Annotated in this window: 22 protein-coding genes; 13 read left to right on the top strand and 9 right to left on the bottom strand. The window is 65.8% G+C overall.

From position 1 onward, the window contains the following. The first annotated feature begins 58 nt into the window (after window positions 1-58). The 6 genes from C4S73_RS04045 (at window position 59) to C4S73_RS04020 (ending at window position 4733) form a co-directional block, all read left to right on the top strand. Window positions 59-985, top strand: coding sequence for a branched-chain amino acid ABC transporter permease (locus tag C4S73_RS04045; RefSeq protein WP_103871125.1), 927 nt, complete (start codon window positions 59-61; stop codon window positions 983-985). Further along, complete coding sequence (locus C4S73_RS04040) at window positions 982-1974, top strand: branched-chain amino acid ABC transporter permease (protein WP_103871124.1); 993 nt, start codon at window positions 982-984, stop codon at window positions 1972-1974. The genes C4S73_RS04045 and C4S73_RS04040 overlap by 4 nt, the downstream gene beginning before the upstream one ends. Then, window positions 1967-2731: an ABC transporter ATP-binding protein gene (locus tag C4S73_RS04035; RefSeq protein WP_103871295.1), complete on the top strand. Its 765-nt coding sequence runs from the start codon at window positions 1967-1969 to the stop codon at window positions 2729-2731. The genes C4S73_RS04040 and C4S73_RS04035 overlap by 8 nt, the downstream gene beginning before the upstream one ends. A gap of 160 nt (window positions 2732-2891) precedes the next feature. Continuing rightward, window positions 2892-3590 (top strand): ABC transporter ATP-binding protein, encoded by a 699-nt coding sequence (locus C4S73_RS04030; RefSeq protein WP_103871123.1) that lies wholly within the window; start codon window positions 2892-2894, stop codon window positions 3588-3590. 205 nt (window positions 3591-3795) lie between these two features. Further along, window positions 3796-4254 carry a cupin domain-containing protein gene (locus C4S73_RS04025; RefSeq protein ID WP_103871294.1) on the top strand — a complete coding sequence of 153 codons (459 nt, stop codon included), beginning with the start codon at window positions 3796-3798 and terminating at the stop codon, window positions 4252-4254. A gap of 116 nt (window positions 4255-4370) precedes the next feature. Then, window positions 4371-4733, top strand: coding sequence for a PilZ domain-containing protein (locus C4S73_RS04020; RefSeq protein WP_103871122.1), 363 nt, complete (start codon window positions 4371-4373; stop codon window positions 4731-4733). Between the two features lie 56 nt (window positions 4734-4789). Here the strand turns inward: C4S73_RS04020 and C4S73_RS04015 are convergent, their stop codons facing one another. Further along, complete coding sequence (locus C4S73_RS04015; protein WP_103871293.1) at window positions 4790-6034, bottom strand: flavin-dependent oxidoreductase; 1245 nt, start codon at window positions 6032-6034, stop codon at window positions 4790-4792. A gap of 214 nt (window positions 6035-6248) precedes the next feature. Between C4S73_RS04015 and C4S73_RS04010 the strand changes: the two genes are divergently transcribed. The 3 genes from C4S73_RS04010 (at window position 6249) to C4S73_RS04000 (ending at window position 8880) form a co-directional block, all read left to right on the top strand. Continuing rightward, entirely contained in the window at window positions 6249-6596 is a 348-nt protein-coding gene (locus C4S73_RS04010) for an HU family DNA-binding protein (RefSeq protein WP_342210560.1), read from the top strand. Window positions 6597-6679: 83 nt separating this feature from the next. Beyond that, entirely contained in the window at window positions 6680-7855 is a 1176-nt protein-coding gene (locus C4S73_RS04005) for a vWA domain-containing protein (RefSeq protein WP_103871121.1), read from the top strand. 422 nt (window positions 7856-8277) lie between these two features. Then, window positions 8278-8880: a hypothetical protein gene (locus C4S73_RS04000; RefSeq protein ID WP_146071269.1), complete on the top strand. Its 603-nt coding sequence runs from the start codon at window positions 8278-8280 to the stop codon at window positions 8878-8880. Between the two features lie 15 nt (window positions 8881-8895). Here the strand turns inward: C4S73_RS04000 and C4S73_RS03995 are convergent, their stop codons facing one another. Then, window positions 8896-9318, bottom strand: a complete 423-nt coding sequence (locus C4S73_RS03995; protein ID WP_103871119.1) for a universal stress protein — start codon at window positions 9316-9318, stop codon at window positions 8896-8898. Window positions 9319-9523: 205 nt separating this feature from the next. On the opposite strand from C4S73_RS03995, the gene C4S73_RS03990 reads away from it, so the two are divergent. Further along, on the top strand, window positions 9524-10762 hold the full coding sequence (locus C4S73_RS03990) for an MFS transporter (protein ID WP_103871118.1): 1239 nt from the start codon (window positions 9524-9526) through the stop codon (window positions 10760-10762). Window positions 10763-10764: 2 nt separating this feature from the next. Here the strand turns inward: C4S73_RS03990 and C4S73_RS03985 are convergent, their stop codons facing one another. Both C4S73_RS03985 and C4S73_RS03980 read right to left on the bottom strand, forming a co-directional pair. Then, on the bottom strand, window positions 10765-11085 hold the full coding sequence (locus C4S73_RS03985) for a 2Fe-2S iron-sulfur cluster-binding protein (protein ID WP_103871291.1): 321 nt from the start codon (window positions 11083-11085) through the stop codon (window positions 10765-10767). Between the two features lie 84 nt (window positions 11086-11169). After that, window positions 11170-11508: an Hpt domain-containing protein gene (locus C4S73_RS03980; protein WP_103871117.1), complete on the bottom strand. Its 339-nt coding sequence runs from the start codon at window positions 11506-11508 to the stop codon at window positions 11170-11172. 263 nt (window positions 11509-11771) lie between these two features. On the opposite strand from C4S73_RS03980, the gene C4S73_RS03975 reads away from it, so the two are divergent. Next, a complete protein-coding gene (locus tag C4S73_RS03975; protein ID WP_160115662.1) occupies window positions 11772-17891 on the top strand; it encodes an apolipoprotein A-IV repeat region-like domain-containing protein in 6120 nt (2039 codons plus the stop codon). A 211-nt stretch (window positions 17892-18102) separates the two neighbouring features. Then, a complete protein-coding gene (locus C4S73_RS03970; protein WP_103871115.1) occupies window positions 18103-18930 on the top strand; it encodes a phosphogluconate dehydrogenase C-terminal domain-containing protein in 828 nt (275 codons plus the stop codon). 34 nt (window positions 18931-18964) lie between these two features. Here C4S73_RS03970 and C4S73_RS03965 read toward each other — a convergent pair whose 3' ends face one another. From C4S73_RS03965 to C4S73_RS03950, 4 genes are read right to left on the bottom strand one after another with little or no spacing between them, the layout of a single operon-like run. Then, window positions 18965-19564, bottom strand: a complete 600-nt coding sequence (locus C4S73_RS03965; protein WP_103871290.1) for an ABC-type transport auxiliary lipoprotein family protein — start codon at window positions 19562-19564, stop codon at window positions 18965-18967. A gap of 7 nt (window positions 19565-19571) precedes the next feature. After that, window positions 19572-20714 carry an MlaD family protein gene (locus tag C4S73_RS03960; protein WP_103871114.1) on the bottom strand — a complete coding sequence of 381 codons (1143 nt, stop codon included), beginning with the start codon at window positions 20712-20714 and terminating at the stop codon, window positions 19572-19574. Between the two features lie 3 nt (window positions 20715-20717). After that, the gene (locus C4S73_RS03955) at window positions 20718-21545 is read right to left on the bottom strand and encodes an ABC transporter ATP-binding protein (RefSeq protein WP_103871289.1); all 828 of its coding nucleotides are present in this window, start codon (window positions 21543-21545) and stop codon (window positions 20718-20720) included. Between the two features lie 38 nt (window positions 21546-21583). After that, the gene (locus tag C4S73_RS03950) at window positions 21584-22732 is read right to left on the bottom strand and encodes an MlaE family ABC transporter permease (RefSeq protein ID WP_103871113.1); all 1149 of its coding nucleotides are present in this window, start codon (window positions 22730-22732) and stop codon (window positions 21584-21586) included. Between the two features lie 343 nt (window positions 22733-23075). On the opposite strand from C4S73_RS03950, the gene C4S73_RS03945 reads away from it, so the two are divergent. Then, a complete protein-coding gene (locus tag C4S73_RS03945) occupies window positions 23076-23969 on the top strand; it encodes a hypothetical protein (RefSeq protein ID WP_103871112.1) in 894 nt (297 codons plus the stop codon). Here C4S73_RS03945 and C4S73_RS03940 read toward each other — a convergent pair. After that, entirely contained in the window at window positions 23957-25345 is a 1389-nt protein-coding gene (locus tag C4S73_RS03940; RefSeq protein ID WP_103871111.1) for an FAD-binding oxidoreductase, read from the bottom strand. The two genes, C4S73_RS03945 and C4S73_RS03940, sit on opposite strands and share 13 nt — an antisense overlap. Window positions 25346-25397 lie beyond the last annotated feature (52 nt).

Below are 25397 nucleotides of genomic sequence, written 5' to 3'. Positions count from 1 at the left end.
CCTCTCCCTATGGGAGAGGGTTCCCCGCGCCCTTACGAGCAGGCGATCGCGGATTCCCATGACCACAAGCCTCCTCATCGTCCAGATTCTCAACGGCCTCCAGTTCGGCATCCTGCTGTTCCTGGTCGCGGCCGGGCTGACGCTCGTCTTCGGCGTGATGGACTTCATCAACCTGGCGCATGGCGTGCAGTACATGCTCGGCGCCTATCTCGCCGTCACCTTCGTCGGTCTGACCGGCAGCTTCGTGCTGGGTCTGGCGCTGGCGCTGGCCGCCGCGCTGCTGATTGGGCTGGCACTCGAATTCCTGGTCTTCCGACACCTCTATGAACGCGACCATCTCGACCAGGTGCTCGCCACCTTCGGGCTGATCCTGCTGTTGAACCAGGGGGTGAAGATGGTCTGGGGTGCGGCCCCGCTTTCCGTGCCGGTCCCTGCCTTCCTCTCCGGCTCGGTCCCGCTGATGGACGGCATCCTCTACCCGACCTACCGCTTCGCACTGATCGGCGCGGGCCTCGCCGTCGGCGCCCTGCTCTGGTTCATCGTCGAGAAGACCCGCACCGGCATGCTGCTGCGCGCCGGCGCGTCCAATCCCTCCATGGTCTCGGCGCTGGGCGTCGACATCCGCAAGCTGTTCATGATCGTCTTCGCCTTCGGCACCATGCTGGCAGGCTTTGCCGGCGCCATGGCGGCGCCGATCCTGTCCGTCGAGCCCGGCATGGGCGACACGGTGCTGATCCTGGCCTTCGTGGTCATCGTCGTCGGCGGCATCGGCTCGATCCGTGGCGCCTTTGTCGGGGCGCTGATCGTAGGGCTCGTCGATACGCTCGGCCGCTCCTTCATGAACGACCTGCTCCGCCTGTTCATGAGCGCGCCCTCGGCCCGGGCGACGGGCGCGGCGCTGTCCTCCATGCTGATCTATCTGGTCATGGCGATGGTGCTGTTCGTGCGGCCCGAAGGCCTGCTGCCAGCCAAGGGCCGGTCATGAGCGCCCTGCCCGTTCCGGCCGACGCCGCGCTTCCCGCTGCGCCGCCGCGCCGGCGTCCGGTGATCGTCCTTGTCCTGTTCCTGCTGCTGGCCCTCCTGCCGGTCGCCGTTTCCGTCGGCCTGCCCGCGCATTGGCTAACGCTCACGACGCGCGCCCTGATCTTCGCGATCGCGGCCCTGTCGCTCGATCTCATTCTCGGCGTCGGCGGCCTCGTCTCCTTCGGCCATGCCGCCTTCATCGGCATCGGCGCCTATGTCACCGGAATCATGATCACCGAGGGACGCGGCGAGGCCCTGCTGATCCTGCCCGCCATCCTGCTGCTCTGCGCCATTTTCGCTGCGATCACAGGAGCGGTTTCGCTGCGCACGCGCGGCGTCGCCTTCATCATGATCACGCTGGCTTTCGGCCAGATGGCATTCTTCCTGACGCAGGCGCTTTCCGGCTATGGCGGCGATGACGGCCTGACGCTCTACGAGCGCAGCACCGTCGCGGGATACGACCTCTTCGGCAGCCGCACCCGGCTCTATTATGCCGTCCTCGTGGCGCTGGCGGGCTGCTATATCCTCGTCCGCACGCTCGTCGCCTCGCGTTTCGGGCGCGTGCTACGCGCCGCGCGCGAGAATGCGACGCGTGTGACCGTCACGGGCTACGATGTCGGCCGCATACGGCTGATCGCCTATGTCATAAGCGGCATGATCGCCGGTCTCTCCGGCTTTTTCCTCGCCAACCAGACCGAATTCGTCAGTCCCGCCTTCGTGTCCTGGCAGCGTTCGGGCGAGCTGATCTTCATGGTGGTTCTGGGCGGCGTCGGGTCCTTGCATGGCGCGATCATCGGCGCGCTTGTCTTTCTCTTCGCCGAGGACGTGCTCTCGGGCTGGACCGAGCACTGGAAGGTGATCTTCGGCCCCCTGATCGTGCTGTTCGTGCTGTTCACGCGTGGCGGGCTCGTCGGCCTGCTCGGCAAGCTCGGGGTCGCGCGCCGTGACTGAGTCCCGCGCCCGCGAGCCGGTGCTGACGCTGACCGGCCTCAACAAGGCCTTTGGCGCGCTGAAGGTCACGGATGGCGTCAACCTGTCGGTGGCGCCCGGCGAATTGCACGCGCTGATCGGCCCCAATGGCGCCGGCAAGACCACGCTCGTCCACCAGATCTCCGGGATGTTGCGGCCCGACGCCGGCAGCATCCACTTCCGGGGCACGGATATCACCGCGCTGACGCCGGAGAAGCGGGCGCGGGCCGGCCTCGCCCGCACTTTCCAGATCACCTCCACCATCGCCTCGCTCTCGGTGCTGGAGAATGTGGCGCTGAGCGTGCAGGCGCGCGCGCGTCATCCGCTGGCCTTGTTCCGCAATGCGGCTGATGACGACAACCTGAACCGCCCGGCCTGGGCGGCGATCGAATCCGTCGGGCTGAGCGAGCGCGCTCATGTCCTTGCGGGCAGCCTTTCCCATGGCGAGAAACGCGCGCTCGAGATCGCCATGGCCCTGACGCTGGAGCCGGCCGCGATCCTGCTCGACGAGCCTCTGGCGGGTGTGGGACGCGAGGAGGGCGAACGCCTGATCGGGCTCCTGCGCAGCCTCAAGGGTCGCTATGCGATGCTGCTGGTCGAGCACGACATGGAAGCCGTTTTCGCACTGGCCGACACGGTCACCGTGCTGGTCTATGGCCGCGTGATCGCGTCCGGCGACCCGGCGACCGTTCGCGCCGACCCCGCCGTGCGTGAAGCCTATCTCGGCGAGGAGGGATGATGGTGACACGCTCCACATCTGTCATTCCGGGGCTTCGCATAGCGAAGAACCCGGAACCCACGATCGGGTACGCCAGTCATGACGCCATCGGAGCGTCGCGCCTGTTCGTGGGTTCCGGGTTCGCTGCGCGCCCCGGAATGACGGGAGGGGTCGCCCCGCCATGCTGATCGTCGAACATCTCGATGCCGGCTATGGCGAGGCCCAGATCCTGTTCGGGATCGACCTCTCGATTGCCGAGGGCGAGGTCGTCACCCTCCTCGGCCGCAACGGCATGGGCAAGACCACGACGATCCGCGCGATCATGGGGTTGATCCGCCCCAAGGGCGGACGCGTCAGCGTCGCCGGCCGCGATCTCACCGGCGCCGCGCCGTTCAGGATCGCGCAGGCCGGCATCGGTCTCGTGCCGGAAGGCCGGATGATCTTCCCGACGCTCAGCGTCGAGGAAAACCTGATCGCGACCGCCGCCAGCCGCTTCGGGAAGGCGCGCTGGGATATCGCGCGTGTCTACGCATTCTTTCCGCGCCTCAAGGAGCGCCGGTCGAACCGGGGCAACCAGCTCTCGGGCGGCGAGCAGCAGATGCTGGCGATCGGCCGAGCGCTGATGACCAATCCCCGGCTGACCATTCTGGACGAGGCGACCGAGGGCCTGGCTCCGATCATCCGCCAGGAGATCTGGTCCTGCCTGACCGCCCTCAAGAACGAGGGTGAATCCATCCTCGTGATCGACAAGAATGTCGACGCGCTCGCGAAATTCGCGGACCGTCACATCGTGCTGGAGAAAGGCCGGGTCGTCTGGCGCGGCACGAGCGACGAGTTGCGCAGCGACAGCGCCGTGAAGGATCGGTTTCTGCATTTTTGAGGCCGATGACACATCGAAGTGGCTGTCTTTCAGATGCCCCATCCACTCCGTCATCCCGGACAAGCGGCGCAGCCGCGGAGATCCGGGACCATCGTAAGGCTCGACATCGCCCTATGATGGATCCCGGATCTCCGCTTCGCTGCGTCCGGGATGACGTCGTGCTTTGCAACCCACCGACACGAAGAAACGAAAAGAGGAAAACGCCATGAAGCCGCTGACCGCCGGAGTGACCAAGGCCAATGAGGGCCTCGACGCCATATCGTGGAATATTCTGGGCCAGACCTATGTGCCTAAGATGCTGAGCGAGGACTCATTCGCCTGGCACGCGACCTTCCCGCCCGGCACCTTCGTTCCGCCCCATATCCATCCGACCCAGGATGAGTTCGTCTATATGCTCGAAGGCCGTCTCGACCTCGTGCTCGACGGTCAGGAGAGCGTCGCGACCACCGGCGACCTGGTCCGGCTGCCGCGCAATGTCCCCCACGGCCTGTTCAACAAGAGCGACGCGACCGTGAAATGCCTGTTTTGGGTCGCCCCGACCGGACGGCTTTACGATCTGTTCTGGGCGATCCATTCGATGCCCCAGCAGAACCCGGCCGAAGTCGTCGCGCTGTCGGCGAAATACGAGATCGACTTCCTGCCGCCGCCGCCCGAAGGCGCGTGAGCGGCGCGGCGGTTAAGGTTAACCAAAGCTAAGGGCTGCCTTTCGCCGCCGCCTCGGGCATAACCATCCACAGGTTGCATTACGTATCGTAATCAAATGCCGGTGGGGACAGCAGTATGACGATCGAGCGCCGCAAGACGCCTCGCCTGCGCAGCCTGCTAGGCGGGCGCGTCAGCTTCAATCAGCAGCGGTCGACGCTGGATTGCCTTGTTCGCAATATCTCGGACGACGGGGCGCTGCTGCTGATCTCCGACTCCATCGCGCTGCCGATCGCCTTCGATCTCACTATTCCCCAGCGTCAGCGCTCGTACCCGGCGCGCCTGCGCTGGCGCGACGGCGAGCGCATCGGCATTGTCTTCGAGATTGGCGGCGGAGCGGTCGAGATCGTACCGCTCGATCTCGCACGCAGACTGAAGCTTGCCGAACAGAACAATGCTCAGCTCAAGACGCGGATACGGCAGCTCACCGAAGCCGGCTGAGCGCCTAGAGCATCGGCTTTTTTCCGAAAACCGCATTCCACTTTTCGGGCCGATGCCTAGGCGTGCTTCAGCAATTGCTCGGGCGCAAAGCCCGCCTTCCCCGCATAGGACTTCACGATCGCCTCGCGCTTGGCATAGCTCAGCACCCGCTCGACATCGTCGAAGCCGTTGGGAGCAAGCGCCTCGACGGCATCGATGACGCGCTCCGGGCCACCGACGCGGTTCATCGCGACGATCTCCGCCGTCGCGGGCAGGCGCACGGCCTCATAGGCCGCAAGCGCATGACGCGGATGCTCTGACCTGACCAGCAGATCGGCGAGGCAGCGGGCATCGAGGATCGCCTGCGAGGCGCCGTTGGAGCCCACCGGGTACATGGGGTGGGCGGCGTCGCCGAGCAGCGTCACGCGGCCATGGGACCAGCGCGGCAGCGGGTCGCGATCGCACATCGGATAGTCCCAGAAGCCGGGGCTCTGCTGGATCAAGGCGAGGATGTCGACGCCTGGCACCGTGAAACGGCGCGCGAAGGGCAGCACATCCTCGAGCCGCCCGGGTTTCGACCACGCCTCCTTTGGCGGCGGCTTGGCGGGGTCGCCGGTGCGGATGTTGACGACCCAGTTGGTCAGTCGCGTCTGCGGCGTGCTTCCTGGCGCAATCGGATACAGCACCAGCTTGCCCGCCATGCCGCCGGCGATGATCATGCTCTCGCCGTCGAGGAAGACCGGCCAGTCGCAGGCGCCGCGCCACATCTGGACACCGTTCCAGCGCGGCGGCCCCTGGTCGGGGAAATAGTGCCCCCGAACCATCGAATGGATGCCATCGGCCGCGATGAGAATGTCGGCACGTGCCGTCTCACCAGCCTCGCCACGGCGCGCGTCGGTGAAATGGGCGGTGACGCCGCCCTCGTCCTGCAGGAAGCCCTGCAGCCGCCTGCCAGTGCGCAGCGCGCCGGGGCCGAGCCGCTCGACGACCGCATCGCGGATCACGCCTTGCAGCCGGCCGCGATGGATCGAGAATTGCGGCACCGGTGCGCCCGCATGCAGGCCGCGCGGTTCGCGCCAGACCGTCTGGCCGAAACGGTTCATGTAGATCAATTCGCGGGTGCGGATCGCTGCCGCATCCAGCGCCGGCAGGAGGCCGAGATCGGCCAGTTCGCGGATCGCATGCGGCAAGGTGTTGATGCCGACGCCGACCTCGCGGATCTCGGAGGACTGCTCGTAGACGGTTGCCGCGATGCCCCGCGCATGCAGCATGAGGGCCAGGGTGAGCCCCCCGATTCCACCCCCGACGATGATCACTTTCATGCCGTTCCCCAGCATCGCTTAATTATTTCAAGCTTGAAATAATACGGCGCGATTTGTCAATCGCGACCGCCGCCAAGCCGCAATCGTATCTTTTTACGGTTAGGTTTCCGGGAACGAAGCTGATTTCTGTGCGTATCTACGGCCACGGCCATCGTCTTTCGACAACAAGCGTGGCAACTGCCAGACTCGCGCATCGCGCTGCGGTTGTGACGTTTTGTGGAATAAGCAGACACGAACCGCCACGGCCTTGCGCGAAACGCCGTACAACACCCTTCTCAAGGAGGATTTCATGACCAAGAACGAACTGATCGCTGCCATCGCTGACGAGACCGGCAAGACCAAGGCCGACGTCACAGCCATCCTGACCTCGCTGGGCGCCGTCGTCGCAAAGACGCTGAAGTCGGGCGACGACATCACGCTGGGCGGCGTCGGCAAGCTGTCTGCCGCCAAGCGCGAGGCCCGCGAGGCCCGCAACCCCTCGACCGGCGCCACGATCAAGGTTCCTGCCAAGACCGTCGTCAAGTTCAAGGTCACCAAGGACCTCGCCGAGGCGGTTGCGTAAAGCGACCATCCGGCTCGAGCAGCGCCTTCGCCTCGGGCGCGGGCGCTGCTTGACCCCGGGCTCTTTGCCCGCACATTAGGCGCATGTTCCTTCGCCTCTTCACCGATCTCCGCGCCGCCAAGGTTCCCGTCACGCTGCGGGAGTACTTGGCGCTGCTCGAAGGGGTCGAGGCTGATCTCGCCGAACACCGTGTCGACGAATTCTACTATCTCGCCCGCACCTGTCTGGTGAAGGACGAACGCCATCTCGATCGCTTCGACCAGGTCTTCGCCCAGGTGTTCAAGGGCATGGAGACGCTTCAGCAGGCGATCGAACAGGCCGGCATTCCCGAAGAATGGCTGCGCAAGCTCGCCGAGAAATTCCTGACCGACGAGGAAAAGGCGCAGATCGAGGCGCTCGGCTGGGACAAGCTCTGGGAGACGCTGAAACAGCGGCTCGACGAGCAGAAGGGCCGGCATCAGGGCGGTTCGAAATGGATCGGCACCGCCGGCACCTCGCCCTATGGCGCTTACGGCTATAATCCCGAAGGCGTCCGCATCGGCCAGGACGGCAACCGCAATTTCCGCGCGGTCAAGGTCTGGGACAAGCGCGAGTTCAAGGATTTCGACGACACCCGCGAGCTCGGTGTGCGCAATCTCAGGATCGCGCTGCGCCGCCTGCGCAAATTCGCGCGCACTGGCGCGGCCGAGGAACTCGACCTCGATTCAACCATCTCGGAAACCGCCCGGCACGGCTATCTCGACGTCAAGCTGCGGCCCGAACGGCGCAATGCCGTCAAGGTCCTGCTCTTCCTCGATGTCGGCGGCTCGATGGACTGGCATATCGAGCTGGCGGAGGAGCTGTTCTCGGCAGCGCGCGCCGAGTTCAAGCATTTCGAGCATTTCTACTTTCACAACTGCCCCTATGAGCGGGTCTGGCGCGAAAACCGCCGCCGGCACGATCAGGTCATCCCGACCTGGGATATCCTGCGCACCTATCCGGCCGATTACCGGATCGTCTTCGTCGGCGACGCCTCGATGAGCCCCTATGAGATCGCCATGCCCGGCGGTTCGGTCGAGCATTGGAACGAGGAGGCCGGTCAGGTCTGGATGGAGCGCCTGACCGGCAGGTTCCAGAAATCGGTCTGGCTCAACCCGGTGCAGCAGCACCTCTGGAGCTACACGCAGTCGATCCGCCAGATCGGCGGACTGATGGGCGGGCGCATGTTCCCGCTGACGCTGGATGGGCTCGACGGCGCGATGAAGGTTCTGGCGCGCTGACAAGACTGCTTCGAGATTCCCTCAGCCCTCATCCTGAGGAGCGCCGCAGGCGCGTCTCGAAGGATGGTCCAGATTGCTCTGGCGCCCCCTGAAGCATCCTTCGAGACGCCGCTTCGCGGCTCCTCAGGATGAGGGCTGAGGAAATGCTAACATGGGATCGAAGGGGATCGGCTAGAGCGCGCTGATTTCGCTGGGAAACACGCGGTCATTCCGGGCTGACCCGGGATCCATTCCGGAGCGCTTGCGATCGATGTTCAGGCATGGATCCCGGCTCTGCGCGGAGTTTATCCTTGGGCCGACCGAAGGTCGGACCCGAGGGCTCCGGCCGGGATGACCCGCGCTTCCACCAAAATGCAGCATGTTCTAACAGTCCACCGAAAACCGGTTCCCACTTTTCGGCGCGATGCTCTATGGCTCGCCGCATGCATGACGATATCGACAACGACGCCCCTCCCCCCTCCTGGCGCCAGCGCCCGAGGCCTGTTGGCTTCGAGGTCGCCTATAAGATCGATGGCGACGTTCTGGAGATCGACACCACCCGCAAGATCGACCGGGTCCGGCTCGGCGCGGTCGAGCAGGTGCGCTTCGTCTATGCACCCAGCAATATCAGCTCGAAGGGATTCAGGACGCAGTTGCGTCTGACCGACGGCAAGGTCATCACCTTCGGCAACCTGTCATGGCGCTCGCTGACCGATATGGACCGCGACGACGCCGGCTATCACCGCTTCGTCCGCGGGCTCTCGGCCGCCATCACCCGGGCCAATCCGCGCGTCAGCTTCGTTGCCGGCAAGCCCTTCGCCTTCTGGCTGGCGCTGGCCGCTGTCGGCACGCTCTCGCTGCTGATGTTGCTGTTCTTCACGATGCGCGCCTTCATGCAGGGCGCGAGTTCGGCCGGACTCCTGGGCCTGCTGCTGATCGCTGCGTCCAGTTGGCAGGTCTGGCCGATGGTGAAGCTCAACCGGCCGCGCGAGTTGGCGACGGGCGAGGTGCCCGACGACCTCGTCCCCGGGCGGCCAGCGAACTGACCGCCCTCACAGGCTTCAGCGCACGACCAGCACCGAGCACTTCGCCCGCCGCACGATGGCGGATGCATTCGAGCCGATGACATAGGCCAGCATGCCCGGCTCATGCGAGCCGATGACGATCAGATCGGCGCCGCTGGCATCGGCCTCCGCCAGCACCTCGCCATGGACCGAGCCGATCAGGACTTTCGCCGAAACCCGCTCTTCGGGCAGGGGCACGCTGGCGGCGATGGCTGCCAGCCTGGCCTCCGCGTCGTCCTGCTGCTCGGCGTCGAAATCGGCGGGCACGAACTCCATATAGGTGATCGGCACCAGCGACCGGACATAAACCAGCCTGACGGCGCCCCCCGAAGCCTGGGCGAAGGAGACCGCCGCCGTGATGGCCGGCGTCGCGAGGTCGGCCTCCGCGAGATCCACGGGAACCAGAATCGACTTGTACATCGCATCCTCCTCGCTGATTTGCCGCTACATCATAGAGATCGGTCAGGCCTTCGCGATGATCCAGCGCAAAGGTGCATTTGCATGGTCGTCATGACACACCGGAATTGACGCTCCGATTCCGCAGACTAAGAGTTATCGCCGCACACGACCACGGTTGTGAAGCCGCAACGGCGTTTTGGCGCCGTTCCTCTTGCCCGGTAGTCCGATGCCAGACGTTTCGTCCGCTCCCCGTGGCTTCCAGGCATTCCGGCACTCGCCCACCGTCTTCCTGATGGTGCTCGCCTTCATCAACTGGCTGGGATACGCGAGCTGGAGCGCGCTGCTGAACAATTTCGCCAAGGAGGCGGCTGGTTTCACCGGGCAGGATATCGGCATCCTGCAATCGGTGCGCGAGATTCCCGGCTTCCTCGCCTTCACCGCCATCATCCTGTTCTGGATCATGCGCGAGCAGATCCTGGCCTATCTAAGCCTGATCACATTGGGCATCGGCGTCGCGCTGACCGGCTTCTACCCGACATTGGGCGGCCTGCTGCTGACGACCACGATCATGTCGCTCGGCTTCCACTATTACGAGACGGCGCAGCAATCGCTCCAGCTTCAGCTGCTGCCCAAAGCGGAGGCGCCGCGCCTGCTCGGCAAGATCGCCGGGGCGTCTGCCATGGCGCAGCTTCTGGCCTTCGGGTCGATCGCAGTGATCTGGCGGGTGCTCCAGCCCGGCTATATTCCGGTCTTCGTGATTTCCGGCACCATCGTCGTGGTGCTCGCGGTTGCGGCCTGGCTGCTGTTTCCGCGCTTTCAGGGCGCAGTGCCGCAAAACAAGAGCTTCGTGCTGCGGCAGCGCTACTGGCTCTATTATGCGCTGACCTTCATGTCCGGCGCGCGCCGGCAGATCTTCATGGCCTTTGGCGGCTTCCTGCTGGTCGAGCGCTTCGGCTACGACGTCTCGGCGACGGCAACGCTGCTGCTGGCGACCTATGGCATCAACACCTTCATGGGCCCGATGCTCGGCCATCTCGTCGGCAAGGTCGGCGAGCGCGCCACGATCCAGCTCGAGAATATCTCGCTGATCATCGTCTTCGTCGGATATGCGCTGGCGAGCCACGGACATTTCGCCGGATGGGGCGTCTTCATCGCCGGAGCGCTCTTCATCACGGACGGCGTGTTCTTCACGCTGACCCTGGCGCAGCGCACCTATTTCCAGAAGATCGCGGACCCGGCCGATATCGCGCCGACATCCGCCGTCGCCTTCACCATCAACCACATCGCGGCGGTCGTGCTGCCGGTGACCTTCGGGCTGATCTGGATCCGCGACCCGGCGATCGTCTTCTATATCGGAGCGGCGGTGGCGACGGTATCGCTGTCGCTGGCCTTCCTGGTGCCGCGCCATCCCGCTCCGGGCAGCGAGACCGTCATGCGGCCGGCTGTCCCGGCCGCGGCCGAGTAGCGTCAGCCCTGGCGGAGCGGCGTGCGAACCACGAGCCCGTCGAGATCGTCCTTGATCCTGATCTGGCAGGAGAGCCGCGAGGTCGGGCGCACGTCGAAGGCGAAATCGAGCATGTCCTCCTCCATCGACTCGGCATGGCCGGTCTTGGCGGCCCAGGCTTCGTCGACATAGACATGGCAGGTGGCGCAGGCGCAGGCGCCGCCGCACTCCGCCTCGATGCCGGGAACGCCATTGCGCACGGCGGTTTCCATGACCGTCGAACCGGTCTCGCCCTCGACGGTCCGGCTCTCTCCCTGAGCGTCGATGAAGGTGATATTCGGCATCATGAACTCCGGCAGCGCTTTTGACGCGCTCCGCTTAGAGCATTTCCAAGCCGCGAGGAATGGACTTTTCGGCCGCAGCCGCATTCAGGCAGCGCAGTCGAACCTTGCGATCTCCGCGCGCGCCTCGGCCGCCGCAAGCGCCAGCGCGTCCATGGTGGGTTCGGCGCGGCTCTGATCGGCCTGCGCCAGTTGCTGCTCGATCAGGCCGGCTGCATCCGCGACCTGCCAGGCGCCGATCGCGAGCGCCGCGCCCTTCAGCGTGTGGGCCGCATCCATCCGCGCCTTGAGACTCTCGCCGTGGTGGATGGTGCGCAGATGGCCGCAGCATTGCTGGGAAAACAGCACCAGCAGCTCGCGCTCGAGTTCGTGGTCGCCGCCGGTCTGGCGGGAGAGATGGTCGTGATCAATGGCGGAATGGGGCATCGGACGCTCGAAACAACTGACTGTGTTCGGCCGCAGATGCGGCCATTCTGCACTACAAGAAGCGCCATGATGGTGAATGAGGCGTTAACGACGTTTGTGAATCGCGAGCTTAAATGGGTTTCCAAGGGGGTGGGGGTCCACTACCCTTCCAATTGGTAAATGATGGGCGCAGTGTCCTTCGTCCAGCCTGAGCCAGAGGCGGCTCGTGCTGGTGCGGCGATGACATTATGCGCCTGTCTTCAGTAGCGTGGCGAGGCGGCACCATGAATCGGCAAAAGAAGCTCCAGGACCCGACTGAGGCCGCCATGTCGGCGATCGAGGAAGCGCTCCGCCTGGACCAGCCCAAGCCGGAAACCGGCGAGGCGGATGGTTCCGAGCCCAGACTGCCATCGGCGACGGAAAACGATCTGAAGCTCGACCTGCCGCGGATCGAACCGGCGCCGCTTGCAAGCCCTGCTCCCGCTTCTTCTTCAACGGCTCAAGCCGCGCCGCGCGCGGCGATCGCGCCCGACACCAGCCGCGTCGCCAATGACGACCGGCGCGATTCAAGTTCGCTCGTGCAGGCCTTTTCGGCGCGCCCGTCCTCGAAGCCCTACTGGTTCGCGGCGCTGGCCGCGCTTGCCTGGCTCGGCGGCGCCGCCTTCGTTCTCTTCGGCCGGTTCGGCTCGGCCAGCGGCGGCCTGCCCGAACAGCTCGCCACCTTCGGCATCGGCGAATGGACGCTGCTCGCGCTTTGCGTCGGTGCGCCCGTCGTCTTCTTCTTCGTGCTGGCTGCCCTCTATCGCAGGACGCTCGAGATGCGGCTCGTCTCGCGGGCGATGACCGAAGTCGCGCTGCGCCTGGCGGAGCCCGAGGTCGTCGGCGCCGATTCCGTGCTGTCGCTGAGCCAGACCATCCGCCGCGAAGTCGCCGCGATGGGCGATGGCATCGAGCGCGCCGTCGCGCGTGCCGGCGAGCTGGAGACGATCGTGCGGGGCGAGATCGCCACGCTCGAACGCGCTTATGCCGACAACGAAATCAGGCTGCGCTCCCTGATCGACGAGTTGGTGACGCAGCGCGAAGCCGTCGTCGGCAATGCGGAGCGGGTCAAGTTCGCCATCAGCGGCGCCCATGAAGGCCTCTCCAAGGACCTCGACAACGCCAGCCGCACCATCGCGGAAGCGGTCTCGCTTGCGGGCGATCGGGTCACCGGTTCTCTCGGCGAGAAGGGCGACCAGATCACGCTGGCGCTGGGCCGTGCCGGCGAGCGGATGATCGACGAGATCAGCGGCCGCGGCAACGATCTGGTCGAGCGGCTTCAGCTGACCTCGGGCGAGGTCAGCGAGCGGCTTTCGGGCGCGAGCGACAACCTCTCCAGCCTGCTCGACGGGCGCGCCAGGGAGATCACCTCGTCGCTGGAGCGCACCGGCGCTACGCTGACGGGCGAACTGACCACCGGCGCACAGAATGTGACGCGCGCGATCAGCGAGACCGGCGCACAGGTCGCCGACTCGCTGGCGGCCCGCGTGGAGACGTTCAACGAGACCCTGCGGGTCACCGGCGAAACACTGGCGCAGGACATCTCCGCGCGCGGCAACGAGGCGGCAGAACGCTTCGAGACGAGCAGCCGCGGCATGGTCGCGCTGATCGAGAGCCATAGCGAGAGCCTGCAGACACGACTGGCCGAAACCGGCGAAAGCCTGCGCAGCACGCTCTCCAGCGAAGGCGAGAGCGTGACCACGCGTCTGGCCGAGGTCGGGCGCGGCGTGCACGGCCTGCTCAACCGCCAGAACGAACTGATCGCGTCGCGCCTGCTCGAAGTCGGCGAGAGCGTCAACAGCCTGATCGGCAACCAGGGCGACAGCCTGATCACGCGCCTGAACGACACCGCCCGGACGGTCGACGACGTGCTGCGCGAGCGCAGCGACGCGATCATCCTGCGTGTCGGCGATGCCGGCCAGTCGATCGGCGACACCGTCAGCCGCCATGGCTCCGAACTCACGGCCCGGATCACCGAAGTCGCCGCCAATGTTCACGGCCTCTTCAGCGAGCAGGGCGGCAGCCTGGTCACCCGTCTCTCCGAGACCGGCGAGACCGTTCACACGCTGCTCGACCAGCAGGCCGACAAGCTCGTCTCCCGCGTCTCGGGCTCGGGCGAGCAGGTTGCCAAGCTGCTTGCGGAGCAGAGCGAGGGGCTCGTCTCGCGCGTCTCCACCGCTGGCCGCGACGTTGCAGAACTGGTCGCATCGCAGAGCGACACCCTGGTCTCCCGCGTTTCCGACACGGGTGCCGAGGTCGCCAAACTGCTCGCCGAGCAAAGCGATGGTCTCGTCTCGCGTGTTTCCACGGCAGGCCGGGACGTCGCCGCGCTTGTCGCCGAGCAGAGCGACTCGCTGGTCTCTCGCATTTCCGGCAGCGGCGCGGATGTCGCCAAGCTGCTCGCAGATCAGAGCAATGGTCTCGTGCTGCGCGTGTCGAACGTCGGCAGAGAGGTCGAGCAGATGCTTGCCGGCCAGAGCACGGCGATGGTGTCGCGTCTCGGAGAGGCCGGCGATGAGGTCACGAGCCTCGTCGGGCGTCAGGGCGATGTCCTTGTCGAGCGCCTCGTCCAGGCGGGCGAACAGGTTCACAGCCTGATCAGCTCGCAGAGCGACGCATTGATCTCGGGCCTTTCGGAAACGAGCATCCGGGTCAGCGCATTGCTTGAAGAGCAGGCCGGCGCGATGACCGTGAAGGTTTCGCAGGCTGGCCTCGAAGTTAAGGACCTGCTCGGCAACGAGAGCCAGGCGCTGGCGACGCGCGTCGCCGATGTCGGCCGCTCGGTTCACAGCGTCCTCGCCGAGCGCAGCAGCGCGCTCATCGCCAGGTTGTCGGAAGCTGGCGAAACCCTCGACCAGAAACTCGACGAGCGCGGCATCGCGCTGGTGGCCCGGGTCAAGGATGCGGCGGAAAGTGCCCACGAGGCCCTGGAACGCCAGCAGAGCGGCTTCCTGTCGCGCCTTGGCGAGACCAGCGAACAGGTCGGCGTCCTGCTGGGCGAACAGCGCGAGACGATGATCCGCGATCTCGTCAGCACCGGCCGCGAAGTCCACACGCTGCTGGGCGAGCAGAGCGAAGATCTGGCGCGCCGGATGACCGACGCCACGCGCACCCTGACCGAAACCATCAATGTCGATGGCCGTCATGTCGCCGAGCGTGTCACCGAGGCGACGCAAGGCCTGCGCGACACCTTCACGGTTCACGCAGAAGAGGCGCGGACGCTGCTTGCCGGCACCGGCCGGGAGATCGTGCTCGCGCTCACCCAGCAGGGCGGCCGCGTCAACGAGGCGCTGTCGGCGAATGCTGAATCCATGCTGCGCTCGGTCGAAGGCCGGGCCCAGGCCCTCACCGAGGCGCTGGCTGGCCGTCACGACGCGCTGACCCGCCTCTTCGACGAGCGTGGCCACGAGATGGAGACGACGCTCGGCCAGCGTCTCAGCGCCTTCGCGCAATTGTTCGAGGTCCAGGGACGCCAGATCGAAGGCGCTCTCGGCTCGCGGCTCGGCGCGTTCGAGGAGGTGATCATTCACCAGGGCGGCGCGCTCACCAACAAGCTGTCCGACGATACGCGCTACTTCACCGACGCTGTCGCGGCGGCCATCGCGCAGGTCGAGCGGCTGCTCAGCGAGGACGGCATCGCATTGGCCGACAAGGTCGGCGCCCGCGCCACCGAGGCGGCCGAGATCCTGGCGGGGCGGACACGCGACGCCGCCGACTCGATGGAAAACCAAATCAAGGTCTTCGAGGAGCGCTCCGGCGCCAAGAGCGCCGAGATCGCCGCGTCGCTCGACAATCTGATCGCACGCATCGACGGCAATCTCGGCTCGCGCGCCACCGCGCTGAACGAGGCGCTGGTCGAGCGCACCGTCGACATCGCCCGGGTGCTGGCCGAGGGCGGCCGCGAGGTCACCCGCGCGCTTGCAGCCAAGGCCGACGAGATCGGCGAAGTCGTCTCCTCGAAGAGCGAGGCCCTCACCCGCACGCTCAGCGACAAGGCCGACACGATCAACGCGACCCTTGGCGGCCGCGCCCTGCAGATCGCCGATACGCTCGACCAGAGCGTCGCCCGCTTCGAGGAGCGCGTCGTCAACCGGCTCGACACCGTGTCGGGCACGCTCGACACCCGCGGCCAGCAGATCGCCGATACGCTGCAGACCAAGTCCGACGCGATCTCGGTTTCGCTGGGCGATCGTGCTGAGGAGCTCCGCGCCCTGTTCGACGACAAGGGCGGCGGCCTGGTGGCGGCCCTCGGACTGCGCGGCGAAGCCATCGCGGCATCGCTGGGCGAACGCTCCCAGGAGCTTCGCAACCTGTTCGACGAGACGGGCGGCGGCATGGTCGCGGCACTCGGGCGGCGCGGCGACGCCATTGCGGCATCGCTCAGCGAACGAGCCGAGCAGCTTCGCAACCTGTTCGACGAAAAGGGCGGCGGCATGGTCGCGGCGCTCGGGCAGAGCGGCGAAGCCATCGCGGCATCGCTGGGCGAACGCGCCGAGGAATTCCGCGTCCTGTTCGACGACAAGGGCGGCGGCATGGTCGTCGCGCTGGGGCAGCGCGGCGAGGCCATTGCCAGCGAGGTCGCAACGGTCGGCGAATCCGTGCTGCGCGCACTCGACAGCCGTGGCTCGTCGCTGATCGAAGGGCTGCGTCAGCGCGGCGCCGCTATCACCACGGCGCTCGACACGTCCTCGAACGGGCTGCGCGAGACGCTGGAATCCGGCACGCAGCAGTCGATCGACGCGCTGGTCAACACCAATGAGCAGCTGCGCGGCGAGCTGGGCGGCATGCTGGGACGCCTCGGCGAAGCCAACAAGCTGATGCAGCAGATCGTCAACGGCGCGAACAAGAACCTCGCCGCCGTCGAAGGCGGCCTGTCGACCCGCGTCGGCGAGCTTCAGAGCGTCATCGCCACCGTCATGGACGAGACCAACCGCGCCTCGCAGCAGGTCGCGGCGCAGGTCGCCGAGCTCAAGACCTTCTCCGAGGGCACCTTGCGCGAGACCACGGCCCTGGTTGGCCAGCTCGACGACAAGGGCGCCTCGCTCAGCGAGGTCACCCAGGCCAGCACAGCCGCGCTGCACGCAGTCGCGACGCGACTGGAACAGGTCGAGACACGCGTGGGCAAGGCGCTTTCCGAGCGCAAGGACTCGCTCGAGGAGCTGCATGGGTTGATCGCCCATCGCACCGACGATGTGGAATCGATCACCCGCTCCTTCGCGGCGCTGATGGATGAGTCGCTGAGCACAGCCGAGGCGCGGGCGCGCCAGATCGGTGGCGTCCTCAGCGATTCGGCGGAAGCATCGACGAATGCGATCACGCAGCAGTTCGAGCTGATCCGGACCACCAGCAGCAAGGAGCGCGAGCGCACCGCCCATGCCCTGCGCTCGGCCTATGAGCAGGTCACCAACGAGGTCGGCACCGAGCTTGCCAAGGTGACCGAGCGCTTCCAGGTCGCCGCCAAGGACATGCGCGGCGTCACCGCCGACATCCAACGCGAGCTCGAAGAGACCCGGGCCGAGCTGAAGCGCGGCGTGCTCGACCTGCCGCGCGAGACGCAGGAATCGACCTCGGCCATGCGCCGCGTCGTCGCCGAGCAGATCAAGGCCCTGAACGACCTGACGGAGATCGTCACGCGCTCGGGCCGGCGCAGCGATGTCGCCCTGCCGGTCGATAACGGCCAGCTCCGGCGCGCTGCCGCTCCCGCTCCCGCCCCCGCGGCTCCTCCGCCGCAGCCGGCCTATACGCCGGCCGCGCAGGCCCGCACCGCCGCGGCGGAACCGCTGCTGCGCCCGTCGCTGGACGCGACGCCTGAGCCGACCCCGGAGCGCACCCCGCCGCGCGTCGAGGCCAAGTCTACGCCCCGCCCTGCCCCCGCACAGGAGGCGCCGCGGCGCCAGCCGGCGCCGGAGCCGCAGGCCCCGTCGACACAACAGCCTCCTGCGAAGGTGGGCTGGCTCTCCGACCTGCTCAATCGCGCCTCGCGCGAGGACAAGGCTCCGGAAACCTCGAAGCCAACCGCGCATTCGATCGAGAAGCTCGACTCGCTCTCCGTCGACATCGCGCGGATGATCGACCATGACGCAGCCGTCGAGCTGTGGGACCGCTACAAGCGCGGCGAGCGCAACGTCTTCACGCGCCGGCTCTACACCCTGCAGGGCCAGCAGACCTTCGACGACATCCGGCGCAAATATCGTCGCGATCCGGAGTTCAAGGAGACGGTCGACCGCTATATCGACGAGTTCGAGCGCCTGCTCGGGGAGGCCGCCAAGGACGACCGCGATTCGATGGTCGCCAAGACCTATCTCACCTCGGAAACGGGCAAGGTCTACACGATGCTGGCCCATGCCAGCGGGCGGTTCGAGTAAGCGCCGAATCCCGGTATCGCAGTCAAAATGAAAAGGCCGCCCTCACCAGGGCGGCCTTTTTCAATTGCGCGCTGATTGATTCTGGAACCAAGCGTCATCGCGCAAATCCGGGTTCCATCACGGAGGCCGGATTGACGATCGACCCAAGATCATGGGACGGATTCATCATATCAAGAGACCTGCACGGCAGGCGGCATTCAGGGAGCAAGACATGACTGCGGTCGCATTATTCGGTGCCGGCGGAAAGATGGGGATGCGCCTTGGCCGCAACCTCGCCGGCTCACGCTTCGAGACGCGGCATGTCGAGGTCAGCCCCGCAGGACGCGACCGCGTCAAACAGGCTTTCGGCGTCGCGTGTTACGAAGCCGAGGCCGCCTTAAGCGGCGCGGAGGTGGTGGTGCTGGCGGTACCCGACACTGCGGTCGGCGCGGTTGCGCGGGATCTGCTGCCGAAATTGGAGACCGGCACGATCGTGGTCGTCCTCGATGCCGCCGCTCCCCATGCCGGGCACCTGCCCGAGCGCGCCGACATCACCTATTTCGTCACCCATCCCTGCCATCCGCCGATCTTCAATGACGAGACGGACCCGGCGGCGAAGGCGGACCATTTCGGCGGCATCGCCGCCAAGCAGCACATCGTCAATGCCCTGATGCAGGGGCCGGAAGCGCATTACGCGCTCGGCGAAGAGGTCGCCCGGACTATCTGGGCGCCGGTGATGCGCTCGCACCGCATCACGGTGGAGCAGATGGCGATCCTCGAGCCCGGCCTGTCGGAGACGGTCTGCGCCACGCTGCTCGATGCGATGCGGGAGGCGATGGAAGAAGCGATCTCGCGCGGCGTACCGCGCGAGGCGGCGCGCGATTTCCTGCTCGGCCACATGAACATCCTGGCGGCGGTGACCTTCGAACAGGTTCAGGGCGTGTTCTCTGACGCCTGCAACAAGGCGATCGTCTTCGGCAAGGATACGATCCTGAAGCCCGACTGGAAAAGGCTCTTCGAGCCGGAAGAGATCGCCGAAAGCGTAAGGCGCATCACCTGACGACGGATCGGCTGCTACCGTCGGCGGAGCAGAATCAGCGCGCCCAGCGGACGATATCGATCAGGACCTGAGACAGGGCGCGATCAAGCGCATGCGCCGCCCCTGCCCCGTCGACCGCGCTTGCCGGCACGCGGGCTGAGAACATTCGCGCGCGCTGCACAAGCCCGGTTCGGTCGCCGACCAGCTTGGCCGTGATCTCGACGACGGCCGTGCCGCTGGCGGCGTCGATGTTGAAGCTGCGGATGTCCGTGTTGAGCTGCAGATCGGGCACGATGCGCTCGCCGGGGCGCGCCACGGAACCGATCCGGCTGCCGTTCTCGAAAGTTTGCACGAGCCGCGTCTGTACCAGCTTGGGCACCCGGTCGGCCCATTGCGCACCGCCGAGGAAGGACAGGGCGCCGGTCGAATCCTTGACGATCAGCCGATCGGAATCGAGCGCCTGAACCGTCGTCGGCTCCGCCACGACGAGGGGCGCACGCGAACCGCCGAGCCGGCCGAAATTGCTCGGCGCGGACAGATCGAACGTGGTCGGCGTCGGGCCGCTGCATCCGGCAAGCAGCAGCGCGCCAGCGACAGCCAACGGAATTGCGGGATTGCGGAAGAGCCTCGCAGGCGCGCACAAAGCCTTGATCATCATAGGGCTAGCGGGATCCACCGTATTGAGGGAGCGGCGGCTTGCCGCCGAAGATGAATTGCTGCGGGTTACGCTCTAAACTCCGCAAGGTGCGGTTTAGGTCCGTCAGCGTCCGGCGGCCGTCGGTCGCCAGTGTTTCGATGTCGCGCAGGCCGGGTCCGGTGAAGCGGCTGATGCCCGATGTGATCTCGGCGGTGCGCTTGTCGAGATTGTCGGCGAGCACGCGGATCGACTTGGCGGCATCGCTGACTTCGGAGAAGGCACTGCGCCCGTCCTCGCCCGCAGCCGTATTCAGGAACGCCTGTGCGCTCTTCAGGACGCCCTCGACCTGATCGGCGGCCTTGTTGAGCTTTTCGGTGATCGAGGCGACATCCTTCACGGCCTTGCCGACATCGCCGCTCGAACCGCCCAGAGCAGCCGTGAACTTGTCGACATTGTCGACGATATCGGAAACCTTGCGCCGGTCGACGGAACGGACAATCTGCGTCACTTCCTCGCTCAGCGTGCCCAATTTCTGCGAGAGCGGCGCAATCGTATCGGCGATGGTGCCAAAGCTCGCCATCAGCTTGTCGACGCCATCGGCATTATTGCCGAGAGCCGCCGAGAATTTCTCGACGTTCCTGACGGTGTTGCTGATCGAGCCGGCATTCTCCTTGACCAGCCCCTCGATGCTTCCAAGCATCTCGTCGGCGCGCTTGGCGATGGTGCGCACGGTCTCGATGATGTCCTGAAGCTCGGAGCGCTCGGCAACGATCACCGGCATGGACTGGCCGGGCTGGGCCGTGAGAACCGGGGAGTTGGGCTCGCCGCCCAGAAGCTGGACCGCGACCACGCCTGCAAGCCCCTGCGCTTCGATGCGGGCGCGGGTGTCGACGCGCAGCGGCGTCGTATTGTCGACCTGAATGACCGCATAGATGCGGCGCGGATCGTCCGGCTGAAGCTCGATTCGCGTGACTTCGCCGACGCGCAGGCCGTTGAACAGCACGCTGGAGCCGCGCCCGAGACCCGTCACCGTTCCGCTGAAGATGACCCGCACATCCTGTTTGCGGCCGCCTGCGCCACTGTTGAACCAGTAGACGAAGCCGAACACCGCAGCCAGAACCGCAAGGGTAAAAAGCCCGACAAGCGCATAGTTTGCACGCGATTCCATCGTCTAGACGCTTTGTCCTCGCTGGTCTGCGGGCAGGCGCGCCCTCGCCCGCTCGCCACCGAAATAGGCCTTCAACCAAGGGTGATCGGAAGCCAGCATGGTCGCCAGCGGCCCGACCGCGATCACCCGCTTATCCGCCAGAGCAGCGATTCGGTCGCAGGCAGAGTACAGGCTGTCGAGATCGTGGGTTACCATGAACACGGTCAGGCCCAAAGTCTGCTTCAGCGTCATGATCAGTTCGTCGAACTCGGCCGCGCCGATCGGATCGAGTCCCGATGTCGGCTCATCCAGGAAAACGATCTCCGGATCGAGAGCCAGGGCGCGGGCCAGGGCGGCGCGCTTGATCATGCCGCCCGAGAGCTCCGAGGGTGTCTTGTCGGCTGCATCGGGCTTGAGGCCGACGAGATCGAGCTTCACCATCGCCATCTCGTCGAGGAGAGCCGGCGACAGCTTCAGGTATTCCCGCATCGGCACCTGGATGTTCTGCTTGACGGTCAGCGAGGAGAACAGCGCACCCTGCTGGAACATCACGCCGAAGCGGCGCTCGAGCGCGCGGCGCTGCACCTGATTGAGCTCGTCGACATTCTCGCCGAAGACCTCGATCGTGCCGCGGGCCTTCTTCACCAGCCCGAGGATCGTGCGTGTCAGCACGGACTTGCCCTGCCCCGAGCCGCCGACGAAACCGAGGATCTCGCCGCGCATCACGTCGAGGTCGAGCCCCTCCATGATGACCTTTTCGGCGAAGGCGACCTTGAGATCGCGCACGCGGATGACCGCCTCGGGCTCGCCGTTTCCGGCAACATCTGCCGAAGTCGGGTTGCCGTGACGCATCTGTCCGGTCTGCTGGGCGTTCTGTTCGCTCATCGCCCTCAGAACTCGATCGAGGCGAAGAACATCGCGAAAAGCCCGTCGACGACGATGACCATGAAGATCGCCTTCACCACCGAGGCGGTGACCTGGCGGCCAAGCGATTCAGCCGAGCCCTTCACCGCCAGCCCCTCGATGGACGCGATCAGGCCAATGACGAAAGCCATGAACGGCGCTTTTATGAGGCCGACGGCGAAATGCTTCCAGGTGATGACCGATTGCAGCCGCGCCAGGAAGGTGTCGATGCCGATCCCGCCATAGAGCCAGGCCACCAGAGCCGCACCGGTCAGACCCGACATCGCCGAGATGAAGGTCAGGATCGGCAGGGAGATTACCAGCGCCAGAATGCGGGGGACGACGAGAACCTCGATCGGGTCGAGCCCCATCACGCGCAGGGCATCGATTTCCTCGCGCATCTTCATCGAGCCGATCTCGGCCGTGAAGGCCGAGCCTGAGCGGCCCGCGATCATGATCGAGGTCAGCAGGACCGAGAGTTCGCGCAGGATCAGGATGCCCGTGAGATTGACCACGAAGGCCGTCGCGCCAAACTGCTGGAGCTGGAAAATACCCTGCTGGGCGACGATGCAGCCGACCAGAAAGGAAATCAGCATGATAATGGGCGCGCCGTTGAAGGCGATCAGCTCGATCTGATTGACCATCGAGGGGCCGCGGAACTTGCGCGGACCCAGCACGACACTGGCCGAACCGACGACCACCTCGCCGAGGAACATCGCACCGCCGACCATGTCGCGGCCAAAACGGACCACGGCGGCGCCGATATTGACCAGCACGTTGACGACGCTGAAATGCTCCGGCGGGCGCGGCACGTCATGGTCGTGCAGCGTCACCTCGGCCAGCAGGATTGCGTGTTCGGGCCGCTGGCTGAAGATCTCGATAGTGGAATTGGCGGCCTCCCGCCGCGCCTTCAGGCGGTTCAGGACATAGGCGCCGAGCGTGTCGAGCCTGTCGACAGCGGACAGGTCGAGCCTGGCGCCGGTCCCGTCCTTGGCGATCCGTTGATCGATCTCCTCGACCAGCTTCTCGATCCGGGGCGCCTTGTCGGCACTCCACGAGCCCGCGAGAGCGACGGCGAGCGTGCCGGCATCATCGCGAAAGACGGCTTGCGGTTCGGCGGTATCGAGGCTCGCCATGGCTCTCCGTGGTGTCCTTCGCGCGAGCCGGGACGGTTCGTGCATCAGCCCGCGGCGCTTGCACCCAAGCGCCGGCTTGCACCCCCTTGGACTCTGTATCGCCGGGCAGGTTCCGCTTGGCAAGCATAACCAGACAAGTCTGGCCGGTCGAAGCCCGACCAGGGCGTGGAACGCTGCAGACAGGCCGATAGAGCCAAGGAAAGGCGCATGAAAATCGGGATTGCCGCGATTCGTGGCGCCGCCTTGGCAGCACTTCCTTAAGCAATCGGAGAGCAGGCTCCGCAATTGGAGCATCACGGCTGACGAATGGTGATTCGGCCAGTCCTTCGAGAGCAGATTGGCCATGAGCGAAGCGCGTTCGCTGACACCGCTGAGCGAAACCGACTATGAGGCGATCGAGGCGGCCGTCCTGGAGACGGCGCGCGGCCGCTGGTTCATGGCCGAATATGCCAAGCGCAACCGTCAGGCCGACACCATGACGCTGCTGAATGCGATCGGGCGGATCGAACGTGTCGTGGGCCTGAGCACCCAGCAACCGGCCAATACGCCTAATCTGGGCGAGGCCGCGGCACTGATCGGCGACCTGCGCATCGATCTCGAACGGATCAGCGGCAGAGCCGAAGAGCGCTCGTCGGGCCTTGCGGTGCGTATCGAACACGCCGCCGAAACCATCATCATCGCAACGGAGAGCATTCAGGAAGTCGCGTGGAGCCTGCGAGAGGCTGGAGCCGACAATGCGATGTGCGACATGCTGGACCGACGCGCCAGCGAGGTCTCCGCAGCGATAGCGCTCGTCGACGGCACGGTGCAGCGGATCGACAAGATTGCCGATACGATCGCGATGCTCGATTCAAGCCTGCGCGCCTTCAGCGACCTGACGCAGGAAGCCAGCAGCGCCGAGAACGTGTCCGCTGCAACCGTAGCGCGCGCAAGCGATCTGCGCTTGCCGACAGCTTCTCCGCTTAGCAACTATGACGATATCGAAATCGTCGAGGTCGGCGACCATGCGGCGCCGGTCGGCGTCGCTCCGCAACCGCAGCCTCAGCCGGCGAAATCGGCATCGGAAAAGCGGGTCGGCACGATCCAGCTGCTCGAAGACGATATCGTCTTCAGCGATTTCGGCGACGAGCCCCTCGCTGCTCCCGAGCCCATGCGTGCGCCAAGAGGCACATCCGAGACCGCGCTACGCGAACTCGACATGCTGCCGGTCGGGAAGAAGCTCGCCTATTTCGCCTGACTTGCCGTGAAGCTCGCCATCTTGCCGGGGTTGAGCAGGCCGTAGGGGTCGACCTCGCGCTTGAAGCCGAGCTGGTCTGCATCGGCACGCTTGTGCCGGCTGCCGGCCTCCAATGAGACGACATGCGGGTTGGCGATCATCACGCCGGCATCCTCATGCAGCGCGATCACCTCGTTCAGACGCTCAGGCGTGCTGTAGCGCAGGATCGGCAGCGCGCTCGCCGTCACACGTCCGCCGAAGCGGATGAACTCGTGATGCGCCAGAACCTCGTCGGGAAAGCGCGCGATCATCTCGGCCGCGCTTTCGACCAGCCTGTCATGCGGGAAAAGGCATTGCAGATAGGTGATCGAGCGATCGCTCTTCAGCCACTGCAGCGTGGTGTGGTTCCAGGTGTATTCGTAGAGCGGAACGGTACCCGGACCCTCCTCGGATGGCGCCTCATAGGTCGTCGTGCCGCGATTGCCGATGATCGCCTTGAACGGGCCGAGCGAGGCCTCCGCGATCATGCAGATCAGAATGCTCTTCCCCTCGGGACAATGCTGCTTCAACGCCCCGAAATAGGAGGGGATCGGCGCTGAGATCGGCGTGACCAGCTTCTTGACGATGCCGTCGGCGAGCGCGACCTCATAGCCGGCCTGGAAGGCGTCCATATAGTCGTCGAAGGCGACGATGACATCGATCCAGGGCCAGGCCGGCGCAAGCGGCATTTCAAGGGCGGTAATGATGCCGGTCGTGCCGTAGGAGCGGTTGACCTTCTGGGCCGCGTCGTCACGCAGTTCGAGGATGCGCGGCTCCTCCTCCAGCGTGACAATACGCGCGGCGAGGATGTTGCCGGGCTCGCGCAGGCCGCCATAAGTGACCGAGCCGACGCCGCCCGAGCCGCCGGCGACGAAGCCGCCGATCGTCGCCGAGCGCTTGGTCGAGGGATGCATTCGCAGCTCGAAGCCGGATGCGCGCGTGGCCATGTCGATGTCGAGAAGGCGCGCGCCCGCCGCCACCCGAACGGAACCGGGCTTCTGCCACTCGATGCCGGTCAGGGCCGTGATGTCGAGCAGCACACCGCCTTCGAGCGGCACGGCCTGACCATAGTTTCCCGTCCCCGCGGCGCGCACGGTCAGCGGAATGCGTCGCCTGGCGCAAGCCGCCGCGACCCGCACGACCTCAGCCTCGTCGCGCGGGCAGGCGATGATATCGGCCGATTTATCGGCCAGTTCGGTGTTCAGGATCGGCGAATACCAGAAGAAGTCGCGCGAGCGCTTGCGCACGACCTGAGGCTCGTCGATCAGCTGGATGCCGTCGAGATCGGCCTTGAGGCCGGCGATATCGTAGCGGGAAGGCTGCTGAACGCGCGGCTTGCGCTCGGATATTGCGCTCATCTGGTACCTCGTGTTCTCGACATTAGCCGGTCGTCATTGCGAGCACAGCGAA

Source organism: Allobosea lathyri, from assembly GCF_900108245.1.
GTDB classification, from domain to species: domain Bacteria; phylum Pseudomonadota; class Alphaproteobacteria; order Rhizobiales; family Beijerinckiaceae; genus Allobosea; species Allobosea lathyri.
This window is presented reverse-complemented; position numbering and strand designations above follow the sequence as displayed.

Coding starts and splice junctions, on each gene's coding strand:
- C4S73_RS03940 (WP_103871111.1), bottom strand. CDS start 25,345: ATGAGCGCAATATCCGAGCGCAAGCCGCGCGTTCAGCAGCCTTCCCGC.
- C4S73_RS03950 (WP_103871113.1), bottom strand. CDS start 22,732: ATGGCGAGCCTCGATACCGCCGAACCGCAAGCCGTCTTTCGCGATGAT.
- C4S73_RS04020 (WP_103871122.1), top strand. CDS start 4,371: ATGACGATCGAGCGCCGCAAGACGCCTCGCCTGCGCAGCCTGCTAGGC.
- C4S73_RS03945 (WP_103871112.1), top strand. CDS start 23,076: ATGAGCGAAGCGCGTTCGCTGACACCGCTGAGCGAAACCGACTATGAG.
- C4S73_RS04015 (WP_103871293.1), bottom strand. CDS start 6,034: ATGAAAGTGATCATCGTCGGGGGTGGAATCGGGGGGCTCACCCTGGCC.
- C4S73_RS03990 (WP_103871118.1), top strand. CDS start 9,524: ATGCCAGACGTTTCGTCCGCTCCCCGTGGCTTCCAGGCATTCCGGCAC.
- C4S73_RS03975 (WP_160115662.1), top strand. CDS start 11,772: ATGAATCGGCAAAAGAAGCTCCAGGACCCGACTGAGGCCGCCATGTCG.
- C4S73_RS04030 (WP_103871123.1), top strand. CDS start 2,892: ATGCTGATCGTCGAACATCTCGATGCCGGCTATGGCGAGGCCCAGATC.
- C4S73_RS03955 (WP_103871289.1), bottom strand. CDS start 21,545: ATGCGTCACGGCAACCCGACTTCGGCAGATGTTGCCGGAAACGGCGAG.
- C4S73_RS04045 (WP_103871125.1), top strand. CDS start 59: ATGACCACAAGCCTCCTCATCGTCCAGATTCTCAACGGCCTCCAGTTC.
- C4S73_RS03960 (WP_103871114.1), bottom strand. CDS start 20,714: ATGGAATCGCGTGCAAACTATGCGCTTGTCGGGCTTTTTACCCTTGCG.
- C4S73_RS03985 (WP_103871291.1), bottom strand. CDS start 11,085: ATGCCGAATATCACCTTCATCGACGCTCAGGGAGAGAGCCGGACCGTC.
- C4S73_RS04025 (WP_103871294.1), top strand. CDS start 3,796: ATGAAGCCGCTGACCGCCGGAGTGACCAAGGCCAATGAGGGCCTCGAC.
- C4S73_RS03980 (WP_103871117.1), bottom strand. CDS start 11,508: ATGCCCCATTCCGCCATTGATCACGACCATCTCTCCCGCCAGACCGGC.
- C4S73_RS04000 (WP_146071269.1), top strand. CDS start 8,278: ATGCATGACGATATCGACAACGACGCCCCTCCCCCCTCCTGGCGCCAG.
- C4S73_RS04040 (WP_103871124.1), top strand. CDS start 982: ATGAGCGCCCTGCCCGTTCCGGCCGACGCCGCGCTTCCCGCTGCGCCG.
- C4S73_RS04005 (WP_103871121.1), top strand. CDS start 6,680: ATGTTCCTTCGCCTCTTCACCGATCTCCGCGCCGCCAAGGTTCCCGTC.
- C4S73_RS03995 (WP_103871119.1), bottom strand. CDS start 9,318: ATGTACAAGTCGATTCTGGTTCCCGTGGATCTCGCGGAGGCCGACCTC.
- C4S73_RS03965 (WP_103871290.1), bottom strand. CDS start 19,564: ATGATCAAGGCTTTGTGCGCGCCTGCGAGGCTCTTCCGCAATCCCGCA.
- C4S73_RS03970 (WP_103871115.1), top strand. CDS start 18,103: ATGACTGCGGTCGCATTATTCGGTGCCGGCGGAAAGATGGGGATGCGC.